The sequence below is a fragment of the Microbacterium sp. ZW CA_36 genome (assembly GCF_044987475.1).
GTDB lineage: Bacteria > Actinomycetota > Actinomycetes > Actinomycetales > Microbacteriaceae > Microbacterium.
Map to the genome: position 1 here is coordinate 31,826 of NZ_JBJDRL010000014.1, position 19,914 is coordinate 51,739.

Below are 19,914 nucleotides of genomic sequence, written 5' to 3' on the forward strand. Positions count from 1 at the left end.
TTCGCCTACGGAACGTTCACGGACGGCCTCGCCCATCGGCCCCACATCACGGGGGGCCGACGGGGGCGCGAGGCTCAGAGCCCGAGCTGCGTCAGGTAGTCGTTTCGGAACACCCCGCGCGGATCGAGGCGCTCGCGCAGCGCGACGAAGTCATTCCAGCGCGGATAGAGCCGCGGCATCCGCTCCTCTGCACCATGGAGCGTGAACAGCTTGCCCCAGTGCGGGCGCGCGTCGAGCGGCTCGAGGGCCTGTTCGATGAGCGGCAGCAGTAGCTCGACGCCCGGCTGATCGGGCTTCCAGGTGAAGTGGATGCCGAGCACGTCGGTGCCGTACGCCGGCGACAGCCACAGGTCGTCGCGCGCGACGGTGCGCAGCTCACACACCTGCAGCAGCGGCGCCACGCGACCGGCGAGGTCGCGCATGGTCGCGATCGCCGCGACGGCGTTGCGCCGAGGCACGAGGAACTCCGACTGCAGTTCCTCGCCGTTGGACGGCGTGAACTCGAGCTTGAAGTGCGGCAGCCGGGCATACCACTCCCCCGGCTCGCCGAGCTGGTCGGTGCAGCTCTCGGCCGAGACGTCGGGGAGCGGATGCCTCTTGCCCGAGGCCTTCGCCGCACCCAGCACGCGCTCGGGCGGGCCGCCGGGCGCGTCTGCGCGACGCTTCACCCACAGCTGGTCGACGACCCCGGGATCGCGCCAGGTGTGGAACATCGACACGCTGTAGCCGAGGCCGGTGACGGCGTCGAAATCGTCGAGCACCGCATCCAGCGGCAGACGCTCGTACACCGTCTGCGCGACCTCGAAGGCGGGGACGAGATCGAGCTCGAGCGCGGTGACGATGCCGAGCGCCCCGAGCGAGACGATGACGCCCTCGAAGTCGGCGTCGCCGCGTCGGTATGTGCGCAGCTCGCCATCCGCGGTCATGAGCTCCACGCCCGCGACGGCGGACGCGAGGGAGCCCACCGCATCGCCCGAGCCGTGGGTTCCGGTCGCGACCGCGCCGGCGAGCGAGATGTGCGGCAGCGATGCGAGATTCGCCAGCGCCCACCCCTCACGGTGCAACGCGGGGGCGACATCGCCGTACCGCATCCCCGCCGACGCCCGGACGACGCGGCGCCCGCTGTCGATGCTCATCTCGGCGGGAAGGGCGCTCGAGACGATGTGCACGCCGTCGGTGTCGGCGATCGTATTGAAGCAGTGGCGGCTGCCGAGCGCCTTGACACGCCCGGCCGAGCCCAGCACGTCGGCGAGCTCACCGAGAGAGCCGGGCGCGACGACGTTCGCCGCGCCGTAGACCACGTTGGAGGCCCAGTTGCGCGTCATGGCCGCCGTCGGCCCGGCGATGCTCATCGCGAAGGCTCCGCGACCGGCTCGGAAGCGGGTGCCGCGGCGGGTTCCTGGCCGGACGCCGCGGCCGGCGCGTCGAACGGCGAGGGACCGAGCTCGTCGAGGAGCTCCGTCATCTTGGCGTAGGCCCGGTTGCGGTAGGCGACCAGCTCGGGGATGCGTTCCGGGTCGATGGCGCGGAAGCCGCCGCCGGTCTTCGTGCCCAGTTCGCCGCGCTCGATGCGCTCCGAGAGGATGGCCGGGGTCGCGAAGCGCTCGGGGAAGTCGCCCTGCAGCGAGGCGTAGCAGAAGGCGTAGACGTCGAGCCCGGCCATGTCGGCGATCGCGAACGGGCCAAAGAACGGCAGGCGGAAGCCGAAGGTCGAACGCACGATCGCGTCGATGTCTTCCGGTGTCGCGACCCCTTCGTCGACGAGCTGCGTGGCTTCGTGGAAGAGCGCGTACTGCAGCCGGTTCAGCACGAATCCGGTCGCGTCCCTCACGCGGGCGCCGATCTTGCCGCTGCCGGCGACGAGTTCTTCGGTGGCGACGATCGCGCTCTCGGCGGTCGTGGGGTGCGGGATGAGCTCCACGCCGGGCACGAACGGCGCCGGATTCGAGAAATGCACGCCGAGGAAACGCTCGGGATTCTCGACGGCCTCGGCGAGCTTGGTGATCGAGATGGTCGAGGTGTTGCTGCCGATGACCGCAGTCGGATTCGCACGCGAGATGCGACGCAGCGTCGCGTGCTTGATCTCGATCCGCTCGGGCACCGCCTCTTCGATGAACTCGGCATCCGCCACCGCATCCTCGATGCTCTCCGCCGCCGAGATATTGGCAGTGATCAGCTCGGTCGCGCCCACGGGGAAGAGTGCCTGCTCTTCGAACTCGGAGGTCTCGATGCGGATGCGCTCCAGGTTGGAGGCGGCGATCTCGGCGGTGACGTCCGAGATCACGACATCGTGGCCGGCCAGCGCGAAGACCTGCGCCATGCCGCCACCCATGTAGCCACTGCCGACGACGGCGATCCGGGTCATGAGCTTGCCTCCGTGTTCTGGTCAGCGGTCTGCTGTTCCGCGGCGTTCTGGTCGGCTGCGCCGCGGTCGTACGACTCGATGGCGGCGACCTTCGACGCCGACGAAGACGCGGGGTCGAACCGGTAGCCGAGCCACTCCGAGACGAGCCGCTTGGCCAGCTCGAGGCCGATGACGCGCTGCCCCATCGTGAGCACCTGGGCGTTGTTGCTCAGCACCGAGCGCTCCACGGAGTAGCTGTCGTGCGCGGTGACGGCACGGATGCCGGGGACCTTGTTGGCCGAGATCGCCACCCCGAGCCCCGTGCCGCAGACGAGCAGCGCCCGGTCGGCGTCGCCCGCAGCCACACGTCGCGCGGCTTCGACGGCGACGTGCGGATAGTCGGTGTGCTCGTCGCCGCGGACCCCGACGTCGGAGACCGCAGCGACCCGCGGGTCGGCCTCCAGCAGGGCCTTCAGCGCCGTCTTGTACTCGTAGCCCGCATCGTCGCTTCCGACGACGATGCGCAGGGGGTCGGTCATCGAGCTTCCTTTCGCGTGGTTTCGGAGATCGCCGTGGCGATCAGCGCCAACGACGTGGCGCCGGCATCGGGGTGTCCGAGGCTCTTCTCGGCCAGCGGACGGGCGCGGCCGAGGGCCGGCCGCAACGCAGAGGTGGCAGCGGCCGCGTCGGTCGCGGCGCGGGCGGCCGCGTCGAGCGCATCGGGGAGCGCATCGCCGGCGGCGAGGCGCTCGTCGAGGGTCCGGACGAAGGGATCGAGCGCGTCGACCATTGTCTTGTCGCCCACGCGCGCGCCGCCGCGCGAGGTCACCGCGTCGAGCGCGGCCCGCGCGGCATCGGCCACAGCGGTACACGGGTCGGCGCCCTCGCGGTCGAGAGCCCTCCCGACCGCGACGAGAATCGAGCCCCACAGCGCGCCGGAGGTGCCGCCCGCGCGCTCGCTCCATGCATCGCCGGCGGCGGCGAGCATCGCGCGCAACCCGGCGTCGGGGTCCGCCGCCTCGCCGGCCGCGTCGATGCCGGTGCGCATGCCGACGCCGTGGTCGCCGTCGCCCGCGATCGCGTCGATGCGGCCGAGCTCCGCCTCGTGCTCGTGGAGGGTCGCGCGTGCCGCGTCGAGGTATCCGAGCGCCAGGGTGGCCGCCGTTTTCGACCACTCCGACGCTTCGGGCAGCTGCTCGGCCTCGCCTGCCTCGAACACCTCGTCGCCGGCGTCCGTTGCGGCCGCGACCTCGACCGAGCCCTTACGGTAGGCGGGCGTATACGCGGGCGCCGCCCACAGTGGCTCGAGCTCGTCGTCGAGCCAGAAGAGGGTGACGGATGCCCCGGCCATGTCGAGACTCGTCACGAGCTCGCCGACCTCGGGCTGCACGACGGTGACACCCGCGGCCTCGAGCAGTGCGGCGACATCGCCGTAGAGCACGAAGAGCTCCTCATACTTCACGGTGCCCAGGCCGTTGACGATCACAGCGACGCGATCGCCGCGCTGCTCGGGCACGTCGGCGAGGAGCGCGCCGACGAGCGTCGCGGCGAGCGTGGCGGAGTCGGTGCGCGGCACGTCGCGAATGCCGGGTTCGCCGTGGATGCCGAGGCCGATCGACATCATGCCGTCGGGGACGGTGAACAGCGGCTCGCCGGCTCCCGGGAAGGTGCAGCCGCCGAACGCGACGCCGAGGGTGCGCGTGCGGTGGTTCGCGAGCCGCGCGAGGCGTTCGACCTCGTCGATCGAGTCGCCGCGCTCGGCCGCAGCGCCGGCGATCTTGAAGACGACGAAGTCGCCGGCGATGCCGCGGCGCCGATCGATCTCGTCGAGCGGTGCGCTCGCGATGTCGTCGGTGCACAGCACCGTGCGGGCATCGATGCCCTCGTCGCGCAGGCGCGCCTCGGCCTCGCCGAAGTGCAGCACGTCACCGGCGTAGTTGCCGAAGCTGAACAGCACTCCTCCGCCGCGATGCGCCGCCTTCGCGACTCGATACGCCTGCCCCGCCGACGGCGACGTGAAGATGTTGCCGCATACCGCCCCGGCAGCCATGCCGGCACCTACCACGCCGGCGAACGCCGGGTAGTGTCCCGAGCCGCCGCCGACGACGAGGGCGACCGACCCGCGGGCTGCGGGAACGGCACGCACCACGCCGCCATCCACGGCGCGAACGAGATCGCCGTGCGCCGAGGCGAATCCGGCGAGGGCCTGGGGCACGAAATCGGCGGGGTCGTTCGCGATGCGGGTCATCGTGAACCGCCCTGCGCGTGGCGAGGCTGGCGCACCCTGCTGGTCCCGAGCGCGTAGCCCTCGCGCTTGGGCAGCACGTGCCGGCGGAGGTAATCGCGGTTGTCGGCGCACACGCTCAGCCCGTCGCCGCCGTAGTTCTCGACGCAGATGACGCCCTGGAACCCGTGCTCGATCGCGTACCGGAATGCGCGGCGGTAGTCGATCAGCCCGTACTGCATGGGCGCAGGCACCGCGAAGTACTCGCCACGCGCGGTGTCTTCATCGCGCGCGTAGTTCTTCACGTGCCAGAAGTTGGCGTAGGGGAGCGTCTTCTCGACGAGCTGCCACCAGGGCTCGATCGGCCGGTGCAGTCGCACGAGATTGCCGATGTCGGGGTTCAGCCCGACATTGTCCAAGCCGATGCCTTCGACGAGGCGCACGGCCGAGTCGGCGGTGCCGAGGAACGTGTCCTCGTACATCTCGAGCGAGACCAGGATGCCGAGCTCGGCCGCGTGGCGGCCCAGCTCCTGCAGTCTGCTGACCGCGAGGTCCCAGTCGGCGGGGTCGTCGTGGTGGCCCTTGACCGTCCAGAACCACAGCTGCTCCTGCTGCTGCCGCGTCAGCGCCTGGTGCAGGCCGAACGACACGGTCTCGATGCCGAGGGCGGCCGCGGCATCCAGCGTCCTGTGGCTGTACGCGAGGTTCTCGGCGCCGTGGGCGTGGTCGATGACGCTGCAGCGGATCGCCGAGATCGACGTCGGCACGACTCCCGCATCGGACGCGACGGCGGTGAGATCGCGCAGACCCGGTTCGTCCAGGTCGGCGACGCGCAGCCATGAGTCGGTGAGGTCGACGCGGTCGAAGCCCGCGTCGGCGATCTCGGTCAGGGTGCGCTCCCATTCCTCGGGTCCGGCGGCCGCGATCGTGCGCCCGTCGGGCGTGCGGCCGGCGAAGGGCAGGGCGGCGGCCGCGATCGGCCAGTCGTCGGCGGTGAGGCCGGTCACGCGGCATCCTCCTCGGTGATCTCGACGCCGGTCACGAGCACCGGGTCTTCAACGGCACGCACAAGACCGGTGATCGTCAGGGCGGCAGGGGTGGTCACGTCGGCGAGTGAGAGGCCCGCGGTGAGGTTCACCAGGCCCGGTTCGACGATGCGCCGGCGCTCGAGTCCGGCGAACGAGAACCGGTCGGCGTGCAGTGCGAACGTGACCGATGCCGCGGCACCCGCTTCCAGCGAGACGCGGGCGTACCCGACCAGCTGCTGCACGGGCCGCGTCACCTGAGCGACCGGGTCTGCGCTATACAGCTGAACGACGGTGGCTCCGGCACGGTCACCCGTGTTGGCGATCCTCACCGTCGCTCGGACGGTGCCGTCGTTCGCGATCTCGTCGCTGTCGAGCGACACGTCGCCGAGCTCGAACGTCGTGTACGACAGACCGTGCCCGAACGGGAAGGCAGGCGCGATCGACAGGTTGCTGATGCGATCGCCGTCCTGGCCGAGCGGTGGGGCGAGGTAGGTGTGCGGCAGCGCCCCGTTGGTGCGCGGGATCTGCACCGGCAGGTGCCCGCTGGGGTTGACCGCACCCGTGAGGACGCCCGCGATGGCCGCCGCACCCTCGACACCCGGCATGAACGACTGCACGATCGCCGCGACCCGCTGGGTGTACGCGCCGAGCGTGTACGGGCGACCCGACAGCACGAGCAGCACGAGGGGCTTCCCGGTCGCGAGGAGCGCGTCGACGAGGCGGCCCTGGTCGCCGGGCAGGTCGAGGGTCGGAGCGTCGGATCCCTCCCCCGACGTGCCCTTGCCGAACATCCCCGCGCGATCGCCCACGACGGCGACGACGACGTCGCTGGCTGCTGCGGCCACGACCGCGTGCGCGATCTGCCGCTCATGCGCAGGCTCGATGAGCGGACACCCCTGCTCGACGACGACCTCCGCACCGGGAAGCGCCGCGCGCAGTGCGTCGGGGATGGTCGTCGCGTCGATGCCGAGGCCCAGCTCGGGATGACGCGGCATCACGTGGATCGGGTAGGAGTACGCGCCCATCATCGCGCGGGGGTCGTCCGCGCACGGCCCGATCACGGCGATGCGCCGCGTGTCCTCGGCAAGGGGAAGGATGCCGCGGCGGTTGTCGAGGAGGACGATCGACTCCTCGGCGAGGCGGCGGGCGATCTGCCTGTTGCGTGCGCTGTCGAGGTCCACGTCGGCGGGCTCCGTCGGAGTCCAGCCGTCGTCGAGCAGGCCCACCTCGATCTTCTGCCGCAGCACCCGCCGCACCGCGGTGTCGATGTCGTCCCGCGTGCGCGCCGGGTCGGGGTCGGCCTCGGCGAGGAGGCGGTAGGCCGCGATGTCGGGCAGCTCGACGTCGATGCCCGCGTGCAGCGCCAGGCGCCCGGCATCCGCCATCGTCCCGGCCACGCCGTGCTTGGACTTGAGGAACGCGACCGCCCAGTAATCCGACACGACAGTGCCGCCGAAGCCCCACTCGCCGCGCAGCAGGTCGGTGAGGAGCCACCGATCGGCCGCCGCGGGAACCCGGTCGAGCTCGGTGTACGAATTCATCACGCTCTTCGCGCCGCCCATGCGCACCGCCATCTCGAACGGCGGCAGCACGAGGTCGCGGAGTTCCCGCTCTCCCATCGCGACCGGGGCATGGTTGCGACCGCCGCGCGAGGTGGCGTGGCCGGCGAAGTGCTTGAGGGTGGCGATGACGCCGGCGCCCTGGAGTCCCTCGACATATGCGGTGGCCAGGGTCGCGACGACGTACGGGTCTTCGCCGAGCGTCTCTTCGACGCGCCCCCAGCGGTAGTCCGTGACGACGTCGAGCACCGGCGAGAGACCGTGGTGCACGCCGACCGCGGCCATGTCGGAGCCGATCGCGTGGGCCATCTCGCGCACGAGCGGGGCATCGAACGTCGCCGCCCACGCCATCGAGGCCGGATAGACCGTCGCCCCGAGCGTCGTGAAGCCGGTCAGGCACTCCTCGTGCACGATCGCCGGGATGCCGAGACGCGTGCTCGTGATGAGGTGCTGCTGCGACTCGTGCACCTTCGCCATGCCGTCACGGGCGCTCACCGGCGTCGTGCCGAACACGCGGGTCAGATGACCGATGCCCTCGGCGGTCGCCTCGTCGAACGGCGGGCGGCCCTTCGAGAGCACGTCCTGCATGGGGGCGATGATCTGGGTCGAGTCCCGCTTGTCGGCCCAGTAGCTTCCGAGTTGCGCGAGCTTCTCGGCATCCGTCATCTCCGCCAGCAGTGCCTCGACCCGGGTGTCGATGTCGGCGGTGGGTTCTGACCACACGCGTGCGGCCACGACGTCCGTCGGCTGTGTCATCCTCGACCTTCCGCGCATTTGTTCTCTGTAACAACAATTCTGCAGTTCAGGGTAGCGTCGTTGTACAACGTTGCCAAGTCCCGGCTCCTGGGGCTCCGCGCGACGTGCGATGGACGACGCGGGAGGACTGCATGAAGCCGGAGCTGGTGTCGAGCGACACGGCCGGGGTGTTCCACGGCGAAGGGGCGTTCTGGGATGCCGCGACCGGCAGCATCCGGTTCGTCGACATGCTCCGCGGCGACGTGATGACGTGGGACGGAACCACGCTGCGTCGTTCGCACCTCTCGGAGGTGACCGCGGTGATCCGCGCGCGCAGGGCGGGCGGGTACGTTGTGGCGACTGAGCGCGGCTTCGCGCTGACCGACCACCATCTCTCGATCGACCGCGAGATCGCCGTCTTCTCGGACGCGGACATCCGCATGAACGAGGGCGCGTGCGACGCCGCCGGCCGCTTCTACTGCGGGAGCATGGCGTACGACACCCGGCTGGACGGCGGGCGCGTGTACCGGCTCGACCCCGACCTGTCGGTGCGCGTGGTGCGGGAGCGCGTGACGATCCCGAACGGACTGGTCTGGACTGCGGCCGGCGATGTCGCCCTGCACGCTGACACCCGCGACGGAGTGATCTGGGCGTACGACTTCGATCTCGGGGCCGGACGGTTCGGCGAGCGCCGCCCGTTCGTCCAGTTCAGCGGCACGGGCGGTATGCCGGATGGCATATCGATCGACGAGGACGGCGGCGTCTGGGTCGCGATGTGGGGCGGCGGTGGCGTCCGCAGATACACCGCGACGGGCGCACTCGACCTCACGATCCCGCTGCCCACGGCGAACGTGACGTCGTGCGCGTTCGGGGGCGCCGATCGCCGCACCCTCTACATCACGACGTCCCGCCAGGGCCTTGCCGACCCCGAGCCCGAGGCGGGCGGGCTGTTCACGGTCGAGACCGAATTCACCGGTGCGCCGGTGCACGCCTTCGGCGGCTGACCTCACATCCAGCCGCCGTCGACGATCCACCGCTGCCCGGTGCAGAGGCGGGAGTCCTCGGCGGCGAGCCACAGCACGAGCCTGGCGACATCCGCGGGCACCAGCTTCTCGGGCAGCGCCTGGCTCGCCTCGATCAGCCCCTCCGCCTCGGGCGTGACCCAGTCGCGCAGCTGCCGCTCCGTCATGATCCAGCCGGGGATCACGCAGTTCACGCGGATCCGATCGCGTCCGAGCTCGCGGGCGAGAGTGCGGGTCAGACCCTCGATCCCGGCCTTCGCGGTGACGTATCCCGCGAGGTCCCGCAGGTCGATGTGCGCGCTGATGGATCCCATGGTGATGATCGAGCCGCCCCCGGCACGGCGCATGAACGGCGCGACGGCCTGGGTCGCGAAGAAGTGGTGGCGCACGTTGACGTCGATCTGCTCGTCCCACCGCGCGACGTCGACCTCGTCGAAGCGGATGCGGTCGTCCCGCGCGGCGTTGTTGACCAGGATGTCGATCGTGCCGAGCTCTTCCGCCACCTGCTGCACCACCCCCTGGAGCGCGGCGATGTCGCGCACGTCGCACCGGATGAAGCGGGCGTCCCCAGGGCTGGAATCGCCGGCATCCAGATCCAGGAACGCGACCTCGGCTCCCTGCTCGATCAGCTGATGGACGATCTCGCCCCGCCAAGGAGCTCTTCTCCCGCCTGGAAGTGCCGGTGGTGATGATCGACCCGCTGGGCGTCGACACCGAGTCGTTCCCGAACATGTCGGCAACGGACTGGGATGCCGGCAGGGACGCCACAGAGCACTTGCTGTCACTGGGCCACCGCCGGATAGGGTTCGTCACCGGACCGATCGACCAGGCGTGCCACCAGGACCGTCTCGACGGATACTTCTCCGCTCTGGGCCGTGCGGGCATCCAGCAAGATCCCGACTTGGTCCGGGTCGGCGACTCTCTCGTCGACGGCGGCGTCGCGCGCGGCGGCGAGCTGCTCGACCTCGACGCGTCGCCGACCGCCATCATCAGCGGATCGGACGAGCAGGCCTACGGCGTCTACCAGGCCGCGCGGGCCCGGGGCCTCAGTATCCCCCACGACCTCTCGGTCGTCGGATTCGACGACGTGGAGCTGTGCCAGTGGGTGACCCCGCAGCTCACCACGATGCGGCAGCCGCTCGAGGGCATGGCGACAGAGGCGACGCGTATGGCGATCGCGATCTCGCGCGGACACGGCGTCGCCAACTCGCGCGTCCAGCTCGCATCAGAGCTCGTCGTCCGCGAATCGACTGCGCCGCCCCGGAAATGACATGGAGGTTGGCGGCAGATCGGCCGTCCGGGCCGGAATCAGCTGCCGGACGGAGAGGTCGCGTCGGAGGCAGCGGACGGCGGCATGATCGCCGCGAGACGACGCACGAAGTCCAGTGCCCCGGCTGCGCCGGCCACGCGGTCCATAGCCGCGTCCCCCCACTCCAGGCAGCGTGGTCGAAAAGGGCGTGCTCAACAAGAAAAGCCCAGACCCGGCCGTGCCCACATCGGGAAGGAACGGGACGGAACCAAAAGGAATGGGCCAGATCGAGCCCGGTCTTTGGGTCCGACGGGCGCACGCTGTCCGGGCGTCCTGCCCTCTGAGGGGTCGCTCTCGCCGGCGCCGCGTACGTCATCCAGCGTCGCTGTCTCGCTGCGTGGCCGATACGTCGCGATCCGATGCGCGGGCTGATTCGAGTCCGTCGAGGATGAGGCCAAGGCCGAACGAGAACTCGTTCCCGTAGGCGTAGCCCGGTTGGAGGATGAGTGCACCGGCCATCTCGGCGAGATGCGGGTACGCGTTCGACATCATGGGCTGCTGCTCCAGGATGCTCTCGGTCGCTGCCTCGATGCTGCCGCCCGGGTCGAGCGGGAGTGAGACCTCTTGCATCGCGAATCCCCGCACATAACTGTCCAGCACCGAGAGCACGTGGGCGGCCATCGCGATCGAGAACCCGGCCTCACGGAGGAAGGCAATGGCGTCCTCGAGATACCGCAGTGTGGCGGCACCTGGGGTGGTGCGTGAATCGATGATCGGTATCGCCCATGGGTGCCGCACGAGCACTTCTCGAGTCGATGCCGCTCGCTTGCCCAACGCCGCCTTCCACTCTTCACCCGGGGAGGGGCGCCCCATCTCGCCGAACACGACGTCGGCCATCCCATCGAGAAGATCGCCCCTGTTCCTCACGTGGTAGTACAGCGAAGCGGCCTCGATCTGGAGGTCGGCGGCCAGTTTGCGCATACTCAGCGACTCGAGCCCACCGCGGTCGGCGAGAGCGATCGCAGCCTGCAGAATCCGGTCGCGAGTGACCGGCGCGCGCCCCGACACGCTCACCGTTGCCGGTCTGACTTCCTCCGCGATGCTCACTCCTGGGGGCCCCTTTCGCGCTACGCATTGACTCCATCTAACAGTGTATGGTAAACCTTGCTTGGAGCCTAACACTGTTAGGTAAAGGGAAGAAGCGAATCATGTCGGCGAGCACTGCAACCACCACTCGTGATTGGACGACCTCCCGGATGCCGGACATGACCGCGAAGACGGTCGTAGTGACGGGCGCGAACAGCGGCATCGGGCTCGAGGCCGCTCGTGTCTTCGCCGCGAAGGGTGCCCATGTGGTGCTCGCGGTGCGCGACGAGGTCAGAGGGCGACTGGCGGCAACTGCCATCGGCGGGTCGACCGAGGTGCGGCGCCTGGATCTCGCCGATCTGACGTCGGTGCGCTCGTTTGCCGCCCAGTGGAGCGAAGACATCGATGTGCTGGTGAACAATGCCGGCATCCTGGTGCCGCCGTTCGCGCTGACCGTCGACGGGTTCGAGCTTCAGTTCGGCACTAACCATCTCGGACACTTTGTGCTCACGAATCTGCTGCTGCCGCAGATCAGCGGGCGCGTCGTGACTGTTGCGAGCAACGCTCATCGCATCGGCGGTCTCGACTTCGACGATCTGAACTGGACAACGCGCCGGTACAGCCGGTCTCGCGCGTACGCGGACTCGAAGCTGGCGAATCTGCTCTTCACCCTCGAGTTGCAGCGCCGGCTGAGCAGCGCCGGGTCTCCGGTGCTGGCGGTGGCCGCGCATCCCGGGTGGGCGGCAACGAATCTCGGCTCAACTTCCTACGGCCCGGTGATGAGCACGGGGACTCGGATGCTGAATCGCATCGTCGCGCAGGATGCTGTGATGGCCGCCACCCCGACGCTGTTTGCGGCAACAGAACGTCTCCCCGGCGGCAGCTACTCGGGCCCGAGCCGCCGCCGCGAGATGTCCGGACCTCCGGCTCTCGCGACACCGGGCGCCAACGCGACCGACCCGATCGCTGCCGCACGGCTCTGGGACAGTTCGGAAGCGCTCACCGACGTCCACTTCCCCTTCCTGAGCCAGCCGTGACCCCCGCAGACCCACCCCGAACCGCAGGAACCGAGCCATGAACGCAATGACAGCGGCAACCAGCCCGCCAAACCAGTCACACACCCAGACCACGATGAAGGCGATCGTCCAGCACTCCTACGGCACCGCCGACGTGCTGAAGCTCGCTGAAATCGACACACCGCGGATCGCCGACACAGAAGTCCTGATCCGGGTTCGCGCGGCATCCGTCAACCACGCCGACTGGGTCTACACCACCGGCACTCCCCTCCTCGCCCGCCTTGCCTTCGGAATGCGAACCCCGAAACTGAAGGTGAGGGGAAAGGACGTCGCAGGTACCGTCGAAGCCGTCGGCGCAGCAGTAACCCAATTCACGCCGGGAGACAACGTCTACGCCGAACTCGAGGCGGGAAGCTTCGCCGAGTTCGCCCCCGCACCCCAAGACAAGGTCGCGCTGATGCCCGCCACCCTCACCTTCGAGCAGGCAGCGACCGTCCCGCTGGCGGGGACGACGGCGCTCCACGGCCTCCGCGACGCCGGGAACCTTCAGCCAGGACAGCAGGTGCTCATCAACGGCGCCTCCGGCGGTGTCGGCACCTTCGCCGTCCAGATCGCCAAGGCACTCGGCGCCGAGGTAGCCGCCGTATGCAGCGCGAAGAACTTCGCGCTCGCCCGATCCCTTGGCGCCGATCATGTGATCGATTACGCCGTCACCGACTTCACCCAAGCCAGCCAGCGCTACGACCTGATCTTCGACAGCATCGGGAACCACCCGTTGCGCCGGCTGCGTCGCGCACTCACCACCCGAGGAACGCTCGTGTTGTCGAGCGGCACCGGCGGACGCGTCCTCGGACCCATGATCCGCATCCTCCGAGCCCTCAGCATGTCTCTGTTCGTCACGCAGAACCTCCGCGTCTCCACCGCGACCGCGGACTCTCGCCCATTGGACGAGCTGACCGAACTGATCGAGTCCGGTCTGGTGACGCCGGCGATAGACCGCACCTACCCGCTTGAACACACCGCGGACGCGATCCGGTATTTCGCTGAGCAGCACGCACGAGCGAAGATCGTGATCAGTGTCCTCGGTAACAACCAAGAGGGATGACTGCGCGACACTCTGGAGCACTCGCTCCGCCCGAACTGCTGTCGAATGACAGGGATCAAACGAGAGACAGCCCGATGAATCCCCTGAGCGACACCACCTCGACCCTGATCGCCGGCGTCCTGCTGATCGCGGTGCCGATCGGCTTCAATGCAGCGTTCGCCGCGCTCGCGGCGAAGTTCGACTACCCGAACATTCTGCGCAAGCCCACCGCGGAGGTGTTGGCAAAATACAGCGCGGGCGGTTCGGCCCTAGTGCTGCTGTGGTGGGGGTTCGCGATGACGGCGGCATTGCTGACGCCGCTCGCGATTTTGGTGTCCGTTTCGCTACGGGGTTCTGAGCCTGCGGTCTTATTCACCGCCGCCGGGGTGGGCGTGGTTGCCAGCGTGGTGCAGTTCCTTGGCCTGATCCGTTGGCCGTTCCTGGTGCCTTACCTGGCACGGGAGTCGGAGAAGCCCGACACCACCCCGGCCCGTCGTGAGGCGATCGACGTCGTCTTCCAGTCCTTCAACCGCTACCTCGGCGTCGCCGTCGGGGAGCACCTCGGGTTCCTGTTCACCGGAGCGTGGACCGCACTGGTCGGTGTCGCGATTATGCAGAGCTCCAACGTCAACGGATGGGTTGGCGTAGCCGGCATCATCATCGGCGTCGCCCTCGCCCTCTGCTCGCTGGAGTTCGTCGGCCCCTTCGAGACGACGGGGTGGAAGCCTGCCGCCGCGGCCACCCCCTTTGTCTACATCATCTGGTCCCTCTGGTTGATCGTCACCGGCATCGCCCTGCTGCTGTGACGCGCGCACGGAGGATGCTCTTAGCAACACGTCCTAGGTCGAGGAGGAGCGGTTCGCGGTTGATCGAGGCGGCGAAGGCGAACCCGACGCATTGTCAGCGTCCGGTATCCGGGGTCACCCCCACCGGCCCTCTGAGACGCGTTGACGGCCATGTGAAACTGCCTGTGGGCGGTCACGAGACCTGCCCGTGGCTGTGGCTGTGGCTGTGGCTGTGGGGAAGCAGGTCAGGCTCCAGCCGGGCACAACGTGACCGCCAATCGATGCAAAATCTTCGCAAACGGTTCGCATGGCGTAGTAAATACCCTTTGATCAGGGCCTTCTCGGCGGAGATGGAGGGATTTGGAACTCGGCCTCCGCTGGGCAACGTTCCCACGTGAAATCTTGTGGGCATTCTGTGGGCACGGATGATTTCCACGTCGGTACGGATCGTCGTCGATCCGCCTCCATCCCGCCGGGGCCGCCCGATGCTCCGGACCTCGCAGCGGAGGCGCTCTACGAGAAAACCCCTGACCACGCCCGTGCCCACATCCGAGAAGGAACGAGACGGAACCAAAAGGAATGGGCCAGATCGAGACCGTCCGAGAAGGACGTCGATCTGGCCCAAAATGGCGGTGACGGTGGGATTTGAACCCACGGTAGGGGGTTACCCTACACAACTTTTCGAGAGTTGCACCTTCGGCCGCTCGGACACGTCACCGCCGACAAGCTTACGACACGCGGGGCGGATGCCGCGAATCGGCGCCGAACCTCGGCTACGACCCCGCCCAGCCCCGGCACGATGGCGTCGGCACCGGCTCACGCGTCGAGGAACGCCTCGTGGTGGTACCCCTCGGGGTCGAGCACGGCGACGGTCGACTCGGGGACCTCGAGGAAGACGCCGGGAAGGTCGTTGAGCGGCTCAGACACGACGACCTGCGCGTGGTCGCCGAAGAGCGAGAGCCGGTCGGCGTCGGGGTACATGGCCCGGATGGTGGGAACGTCGGCCGAGTGGAACAGCGAGCGCGAGCGCCCCTGTGACGAGTACCGGAACGCCCACAGCGTCTCGCCGTCCGACACGGCGAGCGTGCCCTGCATCGGGAATTGCACGCCGGCAGCATGGCCGGCCTCCTCCACGCGACGGATCGCCGCTCCGACGGCGCCGATCGGATCGTCCGCGAGACCGAAGGTCAGCGCGAGATGGAAGAGCACCTCGGTGTCGGTCGTGCCCTGCATCAGCGGGTACAACGACGGGTCCACGGCGAGCGCGAGCTCCCGCTTGATCAGACCGAACTGCGAGATCGCGCCGTTGTGCATGAACAGCCAGTTGTCGTGACGGAACGGGTGGCAGTTCGTCTGCTGGATCGGCGGACCGGCGGCTGCACGCACGTGGGCGAAGAACAGCGGGCTCACGACGGCCCGGCTGATCTCGCGCAGGTTCTGGTCGTTCCACGCCGGCTCGATACTGCGGAAGACGGACGGATGCCGCAGCCCGGCGGCATCCCCATCCGCGACGGGATACCAGCCGAAGCCGAAGCCGTCGCCGTTCACCGTCTCGGCGCCCAGCGGCGAGTTCTGCGCCATCGCGACGACCGAGTGCTGGGCGTCGAGGATGAGGGCGGCCGGTTGCAGCGGCTCCCCCGTGTAGGCCAGCCAGCGGCACATCGCAGCCTCCCGGGTCGTCCGTCGACACCGCGGCGCGGCGTTGCCGCCATCGTAGGGCGGTGCGGTCGCTCCCGATAGCCTCGTGCGACCAGGCGGCCCTCGGTGTCGTCGGCCGGGTCTAGCGTGGGCTGGTGACCGATCATCAGCCTGCCCCCGGCACGTCGGCGCCGGTGAGCCCGATGACCGCCATCCAGCGGTCGGTGCTGTGGATCGCCGTGCTCGGCTCGTTCGTGGCCTTCCTCGACGGCACGATCGTGAACGTCGCGCTCCCTTCGATCAGCGACGAGCTGGGTGGCGGGATCACGACGCAGCAGTGGGTCGTCGACGCCTACCTCATCACGCTCGGCGCGCTCATCCTCGTCGCGGGCTCGGTCAGCGACGCGTATGGGCGCGTGCTCGTGCTCCGCATCGGGCTCATCGGCTTCGGCATCGCCTCGATCGCGATCGCGGCGGCGCCGACGGCCGAGTTCCTCATCGTCGCCCGTGCTCTCCAAGGCGCGGCGGGCGCGTTCCTCGTCCCGAGCTCGCTCGCGCTCATCACGTCGAACTTCACCGGTGCTGCGCAGAGCCGCGCCATCGGCATCTGGACCGCGATGACGACCTCCGCCATGATCGTCGGCCCGCTCATCGGCGGCGTGCTGGTCGACCTGGCGTCGTGGCGGCTCGCGTTCCTGATCAACGTGGTGCCGATCGCCGTGACGCTCGTGCTGCTGGCGCGCGGCGGGTTCCGCGACACCCGGCATCCGGGAGCATCGATCGACTGGATCGGCGCAGCGCTGTGCACCCTCGGCCTCGGCGGAATGGTCTACGCCCTCATCGAGCAGCCCAACCTCGGCTGGGGCTCGCCCGTCATCTGGCTGACGCTGGTGCTCGGCGCCGGGATGTTCGCGGCGTTCATCCTCCGTCAGCGCACCACACGACACCCGATCCTGCCGCTCGACCTGTTCCGGGTGCGCAACTTCTGGACGGGCAATGTGGCGACCGCGTTCATCTACGGGGCGCTCGCGCTCAACGGCCTCGTCGTCGTCGTGTACCTGCAGGAGGGTGCCGGCCTGCCGGCCACTCTCGCGGGACTGGCGAGCCTGCCCATGACGATCCTCATGATCCTGTTCAGCTCGCGCGTCGGCGCCCTCAGTGGTCGCTGGGGTCCGCGGTTCTTCATGACGGTCGGCCCGATCACGATGGGCATCGGCGCACTGCTGCTCCTCACGACGACCACAGAGTTCTCGTACTGGTGGCAGATCCTGCCGAGCATGATCGTGATGGGCGCCGGCCTCGCCCTCACCGTCGCGCCGCTGACCTCGGCGATCCTCGGCGCGATCGAGCCCGAGCGATCGGGCATCGCGTCGGCCGTCAACAACGCCGTCGCGCGCGTCGCCGGACTCATCGCCGTCGCCCTGCTCGCCACCATCGTCGGCGGCAGCCTCGACCTCGACGGCTTCCATCGCGCGGCCATCGTCACCGCGGCGCTCATGATCGCCGGCGGCGTCACGTCGTTCCTCGGCATCCGCAATCCGCAACGCGCGGCGACCGCTCCGCCCGCACTCTGACCACGACGGATGCCGCCACCCGGCGGCGGGAGTGGGCGTGGGCACCGCCCCCTGCAAGACTGGCTCCATGGCCGTCATCGAGAACTCGAAAGTCACCATCGTCGGAGCCGGCAGCGTCGGCTCGAGCGCCGCGTACGCGGCGCTGATCCGCGGGTCCGCGCGCCATGTCGCGCTCTATGACATCGCCACGCAGAAGGTGGAGGCCGAGGTTCTCGACCTCGCGCACGGCACGCAGTTCACCGGATCCAGCGACATCATCGGCGGCAGCGACCTCTCTGTCGTCGAAGGATCGCACGTGGTCGTCATCACGGCGGGCGCGAAGCAGGATCCCGGCCAGACGCGCATCGAGCTCGCGGGTGTGAACGCCCGCATCATGAAGACGATGATGCCGCAGCTGCTCAGCGTCGCGCCCGACGCCATCTACGTCATCGTGACCAACCCGTGCGACGTCCTCACCGTGCTCGCCCAGGAGGACACGGGGCTGCCGTCCGAGCGCATCTTCGCGTCGGGAACGGTGCTCGACACCTCGCGTCTCAGGTGGAAGCTCGCCCAGCGCGCAGGCGTCTCGACGTCGAGCGTGCACGCCTACATCGTCGGTGAGCACGGCGACACCGAGTTCCCGCTGTGGTCGAAGGCGACGATCGGCACCGTGCCGATCCTCGAATGGGTGACCCCCCGCGGCGACCGGCTGACCGTCGAGGAGCTCGACCAGATCGCGATCGACGTGCGCGACGCTGCCTACAAGGTCATCCAGGGCAAGGGTGCGACGAACTACGCGATCGGCCTGTCCAGCGCCCGCATCATCGAGGCGATCCTCAACGACGAGCGCGCGGTCATGCCCGTCTCACCGGTGCTGCGCGACTTCCACGGCGTCGACGGCGTCGCGCTGTCGGTCCCCTCGATCGTCAGCGCGGCCGGTGCAGTGCCTATCCGAGAGACCCAGTTCGACGCCCACGAGCTCGAGCTGTTCCACGCCTCCGCCGATGCGCTGAAGCAGGTCGCCGACTCGCTGCGCTGACCGCAGGGAATAGCGTGCGGGCGATCGGCGCGATCGGCGCTGCCGACGCCCGGCCCGCCGCCGACGCATGTCGTGCCCTCGCCGTACGCTGAACCCATGCCCGCTGCCAGACGCCCGACGCAGACCGCACCCTACCGGTGCACCGAGTGCGGCTGGACCACCATCAAGTGGGTCGGGCGCTGCGGCGAGTGCCAGCAGTGGGGAACAGTGGTCGAGACCGCCGAGCAGACCGGCATCCTGCGCTCGATCACCCCGGTCTCGCCGGGTGCCGCGCGGGCGGCGCAGCCGATCACCCGCATCGACACGTCCGATGCACCCCGGCGCACGAGCGGCGTCGGCGAGTTCGACCGCGTCCTCGGCGGCGGACTCGTGCCGGGCGCCGCGATCCTTCTGTCGGGCGAGCCGGGCGTCGGCAAGTCCACGCTGCTGCTCGAAGTCGCAGCGCGGTCGGCGAATGCCGGGCGCCGTGTGCTGTACGCCAGCGCTGAGGAGTCCACGGCGCAGGTGCGCCTGCGTGCCGAGCGCACCGGCGCGCTGCACGACGAGCTGTACCTCGCCAGCGAGACGGACCTCGCGACCATCCTCGGGCACGTCGACGACGTGGCGCCCGACCTGCTGATCGTCGACTCCGTGCAGACGGTGTCGTCGGCGCTGTCCGAGGGCATGGCGGGGCACCCGTCGCAGGTTCGCGAGGTTGCGGCGACCCTGATCCGCGTCGCGAAGGAGCGCGGGCTCCCGACCATCATCGTTGGCCACGTCACCAAGGACGGCTCGATCGCCGGACCGCGCATCCTGGAGCACCTGGTCGATGTGGTGTGCCAGTTCGAGGGCGACCGGCAGACGTCGCTGCGGTTCGTGCGCGCGCTCAAGAACCGCTTCGGCCCGACGGACGAGGTCGGCTGCTTCGACATGACCGGCGCAGGCATCGCCGAGGTCCCCGATCCCAGCGCGCTGTTCCTCGGCCATGGCAGCACCGAGCCCGGCACGTGCGTGTCGATCGCACTCGAAGGGCGTCGCGCGCTCCCGGTCGAGGTGCAGGCGCTGACGATCGACAGCAAGTCGGGCAACCCGCGGCGCATCGTGAACGGTGTCGATGCCGCGCGCGTGGCGACCGTGCTGGCGGTGCTCGAGAAGCGGATGAAGATCAAGACCTCGGATCAAGACGTGTACGTCTCGACGGTCGGCGGGGTGAGATTCGCCGAACCGGCGGCCGACCTCGCCATCGCGCTCGCCGTGGCCAGCGCGGTCGAGGGATGGACGATTCCCCGCCACATCGCCGCGGTCGGCGAGCTGAGCCTGGCCGGCGAGGTGCGGCCTGTCACCCAGGCGACGCAGCGGCGCAGCGAAGGCGCGCGTCTCGGGTATCGGGACGTCATCGACCACCGCTCGGGGTCGCTGGGCGGCGCCGTCAGCGACGTGCGGGCTCGGTCCAAGGGCCGGCCAGGGGAAGACATCCCCGAGTTCTGAGGTTCGGCCGGTCCGCTCAGCGACCCCGAGTCCGGCGTCGACGCGAAGGGTCGGCGTACCCGAGCACGATGGGGATCACCAATCC

17 protein-coding genes and 1 tRNA gene are annotated in these 19,914 nt (G+C 69.4%); 8 read left to right on the plus strand and 10 right to left on the minus strand.

All coding sequences use genetic code 11. From position 1 onward, the window contains the following. Positions 1 to 74: 74 nt before the first annotated feature. From ACI3KX_RS08495 to ACI3KX_RS08520, 6 genes are read right to left on the minus strand one after another with little or no spacing between them, the layout of a single operon-like run. A complete protein-coding gene (locus tag ACI3KX_RS08495) occupies positions 75 to 1,352 on the minus strand; it encodes a D-arabinono-1,4-lactone oxidase (protein WP_404909405.1) in 1,278 nt (425 codons plus the stop codon). After that, positions 1,349 to 2,365, minus strand: coding sequence for a 3-hydroxyacyl-CoA dehydrogenase family protein (locus ACI3KX_RS08500; RefSeq protein ID WP_404909406.1), 1,017 nt, complete (start codon positions 2,363 to 2,365; stop codon positions 1,349 to 1,351). Before ACI3KX_RS08500 ends, ACI3KX_RS08495 begins: the two co-directional genes overlap by 4 nt. Then, positions 2,362 to 2,883, minus strand: a complete 522-nt coding sequence (locus ACI3KX_RS08505) for a ribose-5-phosphate isomerase (RefSeq protein ID WP_349426091.1) — start codon at positions 2,881 to 2,883, stop codon at positions 2,362 to 2,364. The genes ACI3KX_RS08500 and ACI3KX_RS08505 overlap by 4 nt, the downstream gene beginning before the upstream one ends. Next, positions 2,880 to 4,592, minus strand: a complete 1,713-nt coding sequence (locus ACI3KX_RS08510) for a dihydroxyacetone kinase family protein (RefSeq protein ID WP_404909407.1) — start codon at positions 4,590 to 4,592, stop codon at positions 2,880 to 2,882. The genes ACI3KX_RS08505 and ACI3KX_RS08510 overlap by 4 nt, the downstream gene beginning before the upstream one ends. Continuing rightward, on the minus strand, positions 4,589 to 5,575 hold the full coding sequence (locus tag ACI3KX_RS08515) for a sugar phosphate isomerase/epimerase family protein (protein ID WP_404909408.1): 987 nt from the start codon (positions 5,573 to 5,575) through the stop codon (positions 4,589 to 4,591). Before ACI3KX_RS08515 ends, ACI3KX_RS08510 begins: the two co-directional genes overlap by 4 nt. Further along, on the minus strand, positions 5,572 to 7,911 hold the full coding sequence (locus tag ACI3KX_RS08520) for a glycoside hydrolase family 3 N-terminal domain-containing protein (RefSeq protein WP_404909409.1): 2,340 nt from the start codon (positions 7,909 to 7,911) through the stop codon (positions 5,572 to 5,574). Before ACI3KX_RS08520 ends, ACI3KX_RS08515 begins: the two co-directional genes overlap by 4 nt. A 131-nt stretch (positions 7,912 to 8,042) precedes the next feature. Between ACI3KX_RS08520 and ACI3KX_RS08525 the strand changes: the two genes are divergently transcribed. After that, the gene (locus tag ACI3KX_RS08525) at positions 8,043 to 8,894 is read left to right on the plus strand and encodes an SMP-30/gluconolactonase/LRE family protein (RefSeq protein WP_404909410.1); all 852 of its coding nucleotides are present in this window, start codon (positions 8,043 to 8,045) and stop codon (positions 8,892 to 8,894) included. Between the two features lie 2 nt (positions 8,895 to 8,896). On the opposite strand, the gene ACI3KX_RS08530 is transcribed toward ACI3KX_RS08525, so the two are convergent. Beyond that, positions 8,897 to 9,697, minus strand: a complete 801-nt coding sequence (locus ACI3KX_RS08530) for an SDR family NAD(P)-dependent oxidoreductase (RefSeq protein WP_404909411.1) — start codon at positions 9,695 to 9,697, stop codon at positions 8,897 to 8,899. Here ACI3KX_RS08530 and ACI3KX_RS08535 point away from each other — a divergent pair. Continuing rightward, entirely contained in the window at positions 9,595 to 10,182 is a 588-nt protein-coding gene (locus ACI3KX_RS08535) for a substrate-binding domain-containing protein (RefSeq protein ID WP_404909412.1), read from the plus strand. The genes ACI3KX_RS08530 and ACI3KX_RS08535 overlap by 103 nt on opposite strands. Before the next feature lie 351 nt (positions 10,183 to 10,533). Here ACI3KX_RS08535 and ACI3KX_RS08540 read toward each other — a convergent pair whose 3' ends face one another. Next, positions 10,534 to 11,343 (minus strand): TetR/AcrR family transcriptional regulator C-terminal domain-containing protein, encoded by an 810-nt coding sequence (locus ACI3KX_RS08540; protein WP_404909413.1) that lies wholly within the window; start codon positions 11,341 to 11,343, stop codon positions 10,534 to 10,536. Here ACI3KX_RS08540 and ACI3KX_RS08545 point away from each other — a divergent pair. The 3 genes from ACI3KX_RS08545 (at position 11,316) to ACI3KX_RS08555 (ending at position 14,153) form a co-directional block, all read left to right on the plus strand. After that, a complete protein-coding gene (locus tag ACI3KX_RS08545; protein WP_404909414.1) occupies positions 11,316 to 12,284 on the plus strand; it encodes an oxidoreductase in 969 nt (322 codons plus the stop codon). The genes ACI3KX_RS08540 and ACI3KX_RS08545 overlap by 28 nt on opposite strands. A 94-nt stretch (positions 12,285 to 12,378) precedes the next feature. Then, complete coding sequence (locus ACI3KX_RS08550) at positions 12,379 to 13,368, plus strand: NAD(P)-dependent alcohol dehydrogenase (protein WP_404909415.1); 990 nt, start codon at positions 12,379 to 12,381, stop codon at positions 13,366 to 13,368. A gap of 74 nt (positions 13,369 to 13,442) precedes the next feature. Next, positions 13,443 to 14,153, plus strand: a complete 711-nt coding sequence (locus ACI3KX_RS08555) for a DUF4386 domain-containing protein (protein ID WP_363356547.1) — start codon at positions 13,443 to 13,445, stop codon at positions 14,151 to 14,153. 606 nt (positions 14,154 to 14,759) lie between these two features. Here the strand turns inward: ACI3KX_RS08555 and ACI3KX_RS08560 are convergent. Then, positions 14,760 to 14,850 (minus strand) — tRNA-Ser (locus ACI3KX_RS08560). Between the two features lie 98 nt (positions 14,851 to 14,948). Continuing rightward, positions 14,949 to 15,794, minus strand: coding sequence for a class II glutamine amidotransferase (locus ACI3KX_RS08565; RefSeq protein WP_363356546.1), 846 nt, complete (start codon positions 15,792 to 15,794; stop codon positions 14,949 to 14,951). A gap of 179 nt (positions 15,795 to 15,973) precedes the next feature. Here ACI3KX_RS08565 and ACI3KX_RS08570 point away from each other — a divergent pair, with 179 nt between their 5' ends. From ACI3KX_RS08570 to radA, 3 genes are all read left to right on the plus strand, one after another. After that, positions 15,974 to 17,344: an MFS transporter gene (locus tag ACI3KX_RS08570; RefSeq protein ID WP_404909433.1), complete on the plus strand. Its 1,371-nt coding sequence runs from the start codon at positions 15,974 to 15,976 to the stop codon at positions 17,342 to 17,344. A 67-nt stretch (positions 17,345 to 17,411) separates the two neighbouring features. After that, positions 17,412 to 18,362, plus strand: coding sequence for an L-lactate dehydrogenase (locus ACI3KX_RS08575; RefSeq protein ID WP_349426044.1), 951 nt, complete (start codon positions 17,412 to 17,414; stop codon positions 18,360 to 18,362). A 96-nt stretch (positions 18,363 to 18,458) separates the two neighbouring features. Further along, positions 18,459 to 19,829, plus strand: a complete 1,371-nt coding sequence (radA, locus tag ACI3KX_RS08580) for a DNA repair protein RadA (RefSeq protein WP_363356545.1) — start codon at positions 18,459 to 18,461, stop codon at positions 19,827 to 19,829. The last annotated feature ends 85 nt before the right edge of the window (positions 19,830 to 19,914 follow it).

Excerpts from the sequence above, each read along its gene's own strand:
- ACI3KX_RS08545 (WP_404909414.1), top strand. The coding sequence starts at position 11,316 with ATGGTAAACCTTGCTTGGAGCCTAACACTGTTAGGTAAAGGGAAGAAG.
- ACI3KX_RS08550 (WP_404909415.1), top strand. The coding sequence starts at position 12,379 with ATGAAGGCGATCGTCCAGCACTCCTACGGCACCGCCGACGTGCTGAAG.
- ACI3KX_RS08570 (WP_404909433.1), top strand. The coding sequence starts at position 15,974 with ATGACCGCCATCCAGCGGTCGGTGCTGTGGATCGCCGTGCTCGGCTCG.
- ACI3KX_RS08525 (WP_404909410.1), top strand. The coding sequence starts at position 8,043 with ATGAAGCCGGAGCTGGTGTCGAGCGACACGGCCGGGGTGTTCCACGGC.
- ACI3KX_RS08565 (WP_363356546.1), bottom strand. The coding sequence starts at position 15,794 with ATGTGCCGCTGGCTGGCCTACACGGGGGAGCCGCTGCAACCGGCCGCC.
- ACI3KX_RS08495 (WP_404909405.1), bottom strand. The coding sequence starts at position 1,352 with ATGAGCATCGCCGGGCCGACGGCGGCCATGACGCGCAACTGGGCCTCC.
- ACI3KX_RS08505 (WP_349426091.1), bottom strand. The coding sequence starts at position 2,883 with ATGACCGACCCCCTGCGCATCGTCGTCGGAAGCGACGATGCGGGCTAC.
- ACI3KX_RS08555 (WP_363356547.1), top strand. The coding sequence starts at position 13,443 with ATGAATCCCCTGAGCGACACCACCTCGACCCTGATCGCCGGCGTCCTG.
- radA (WP_363356545.1), top strand. The coding sequence starts at position 18,459 with ATGCCCGCTGCCAGACGCCCGACGCAGACCGCACCCTACCGGTGCACC.
- ACI3KX_RS08510 (WP_404909407.1), bottom strand. The coding sequence starts at position 4,592 with ATGACCCGCATCGCGAACGACCCCGCCGATTTCGTGCCCCAGGCCCTC.
- ACI3KX_RS08500 (WP_404909406.1), bottom strand. The coding sequence starts at position 2,365 with ATGACCCGGATCGCCGTCGTCGGCAGTGGCTACATGGGTGGCGGCATG.
- ACI3KX_RS08575 (WP_349426044.1), top strand. The coding sequence starts at position 17,412 with ATGGCCGTCATCGAGAACTCGAAAGTCACCATCGTCGGAGCCGGCAGC.
- ACI3KX_RS08520 (WP_404909409.1), bottom strand. The coding sequence starts at position 7,911 with ATGACACAGCCGACGGACGTCGTGGCCGCACGCGTGTGGTCAGAACCC.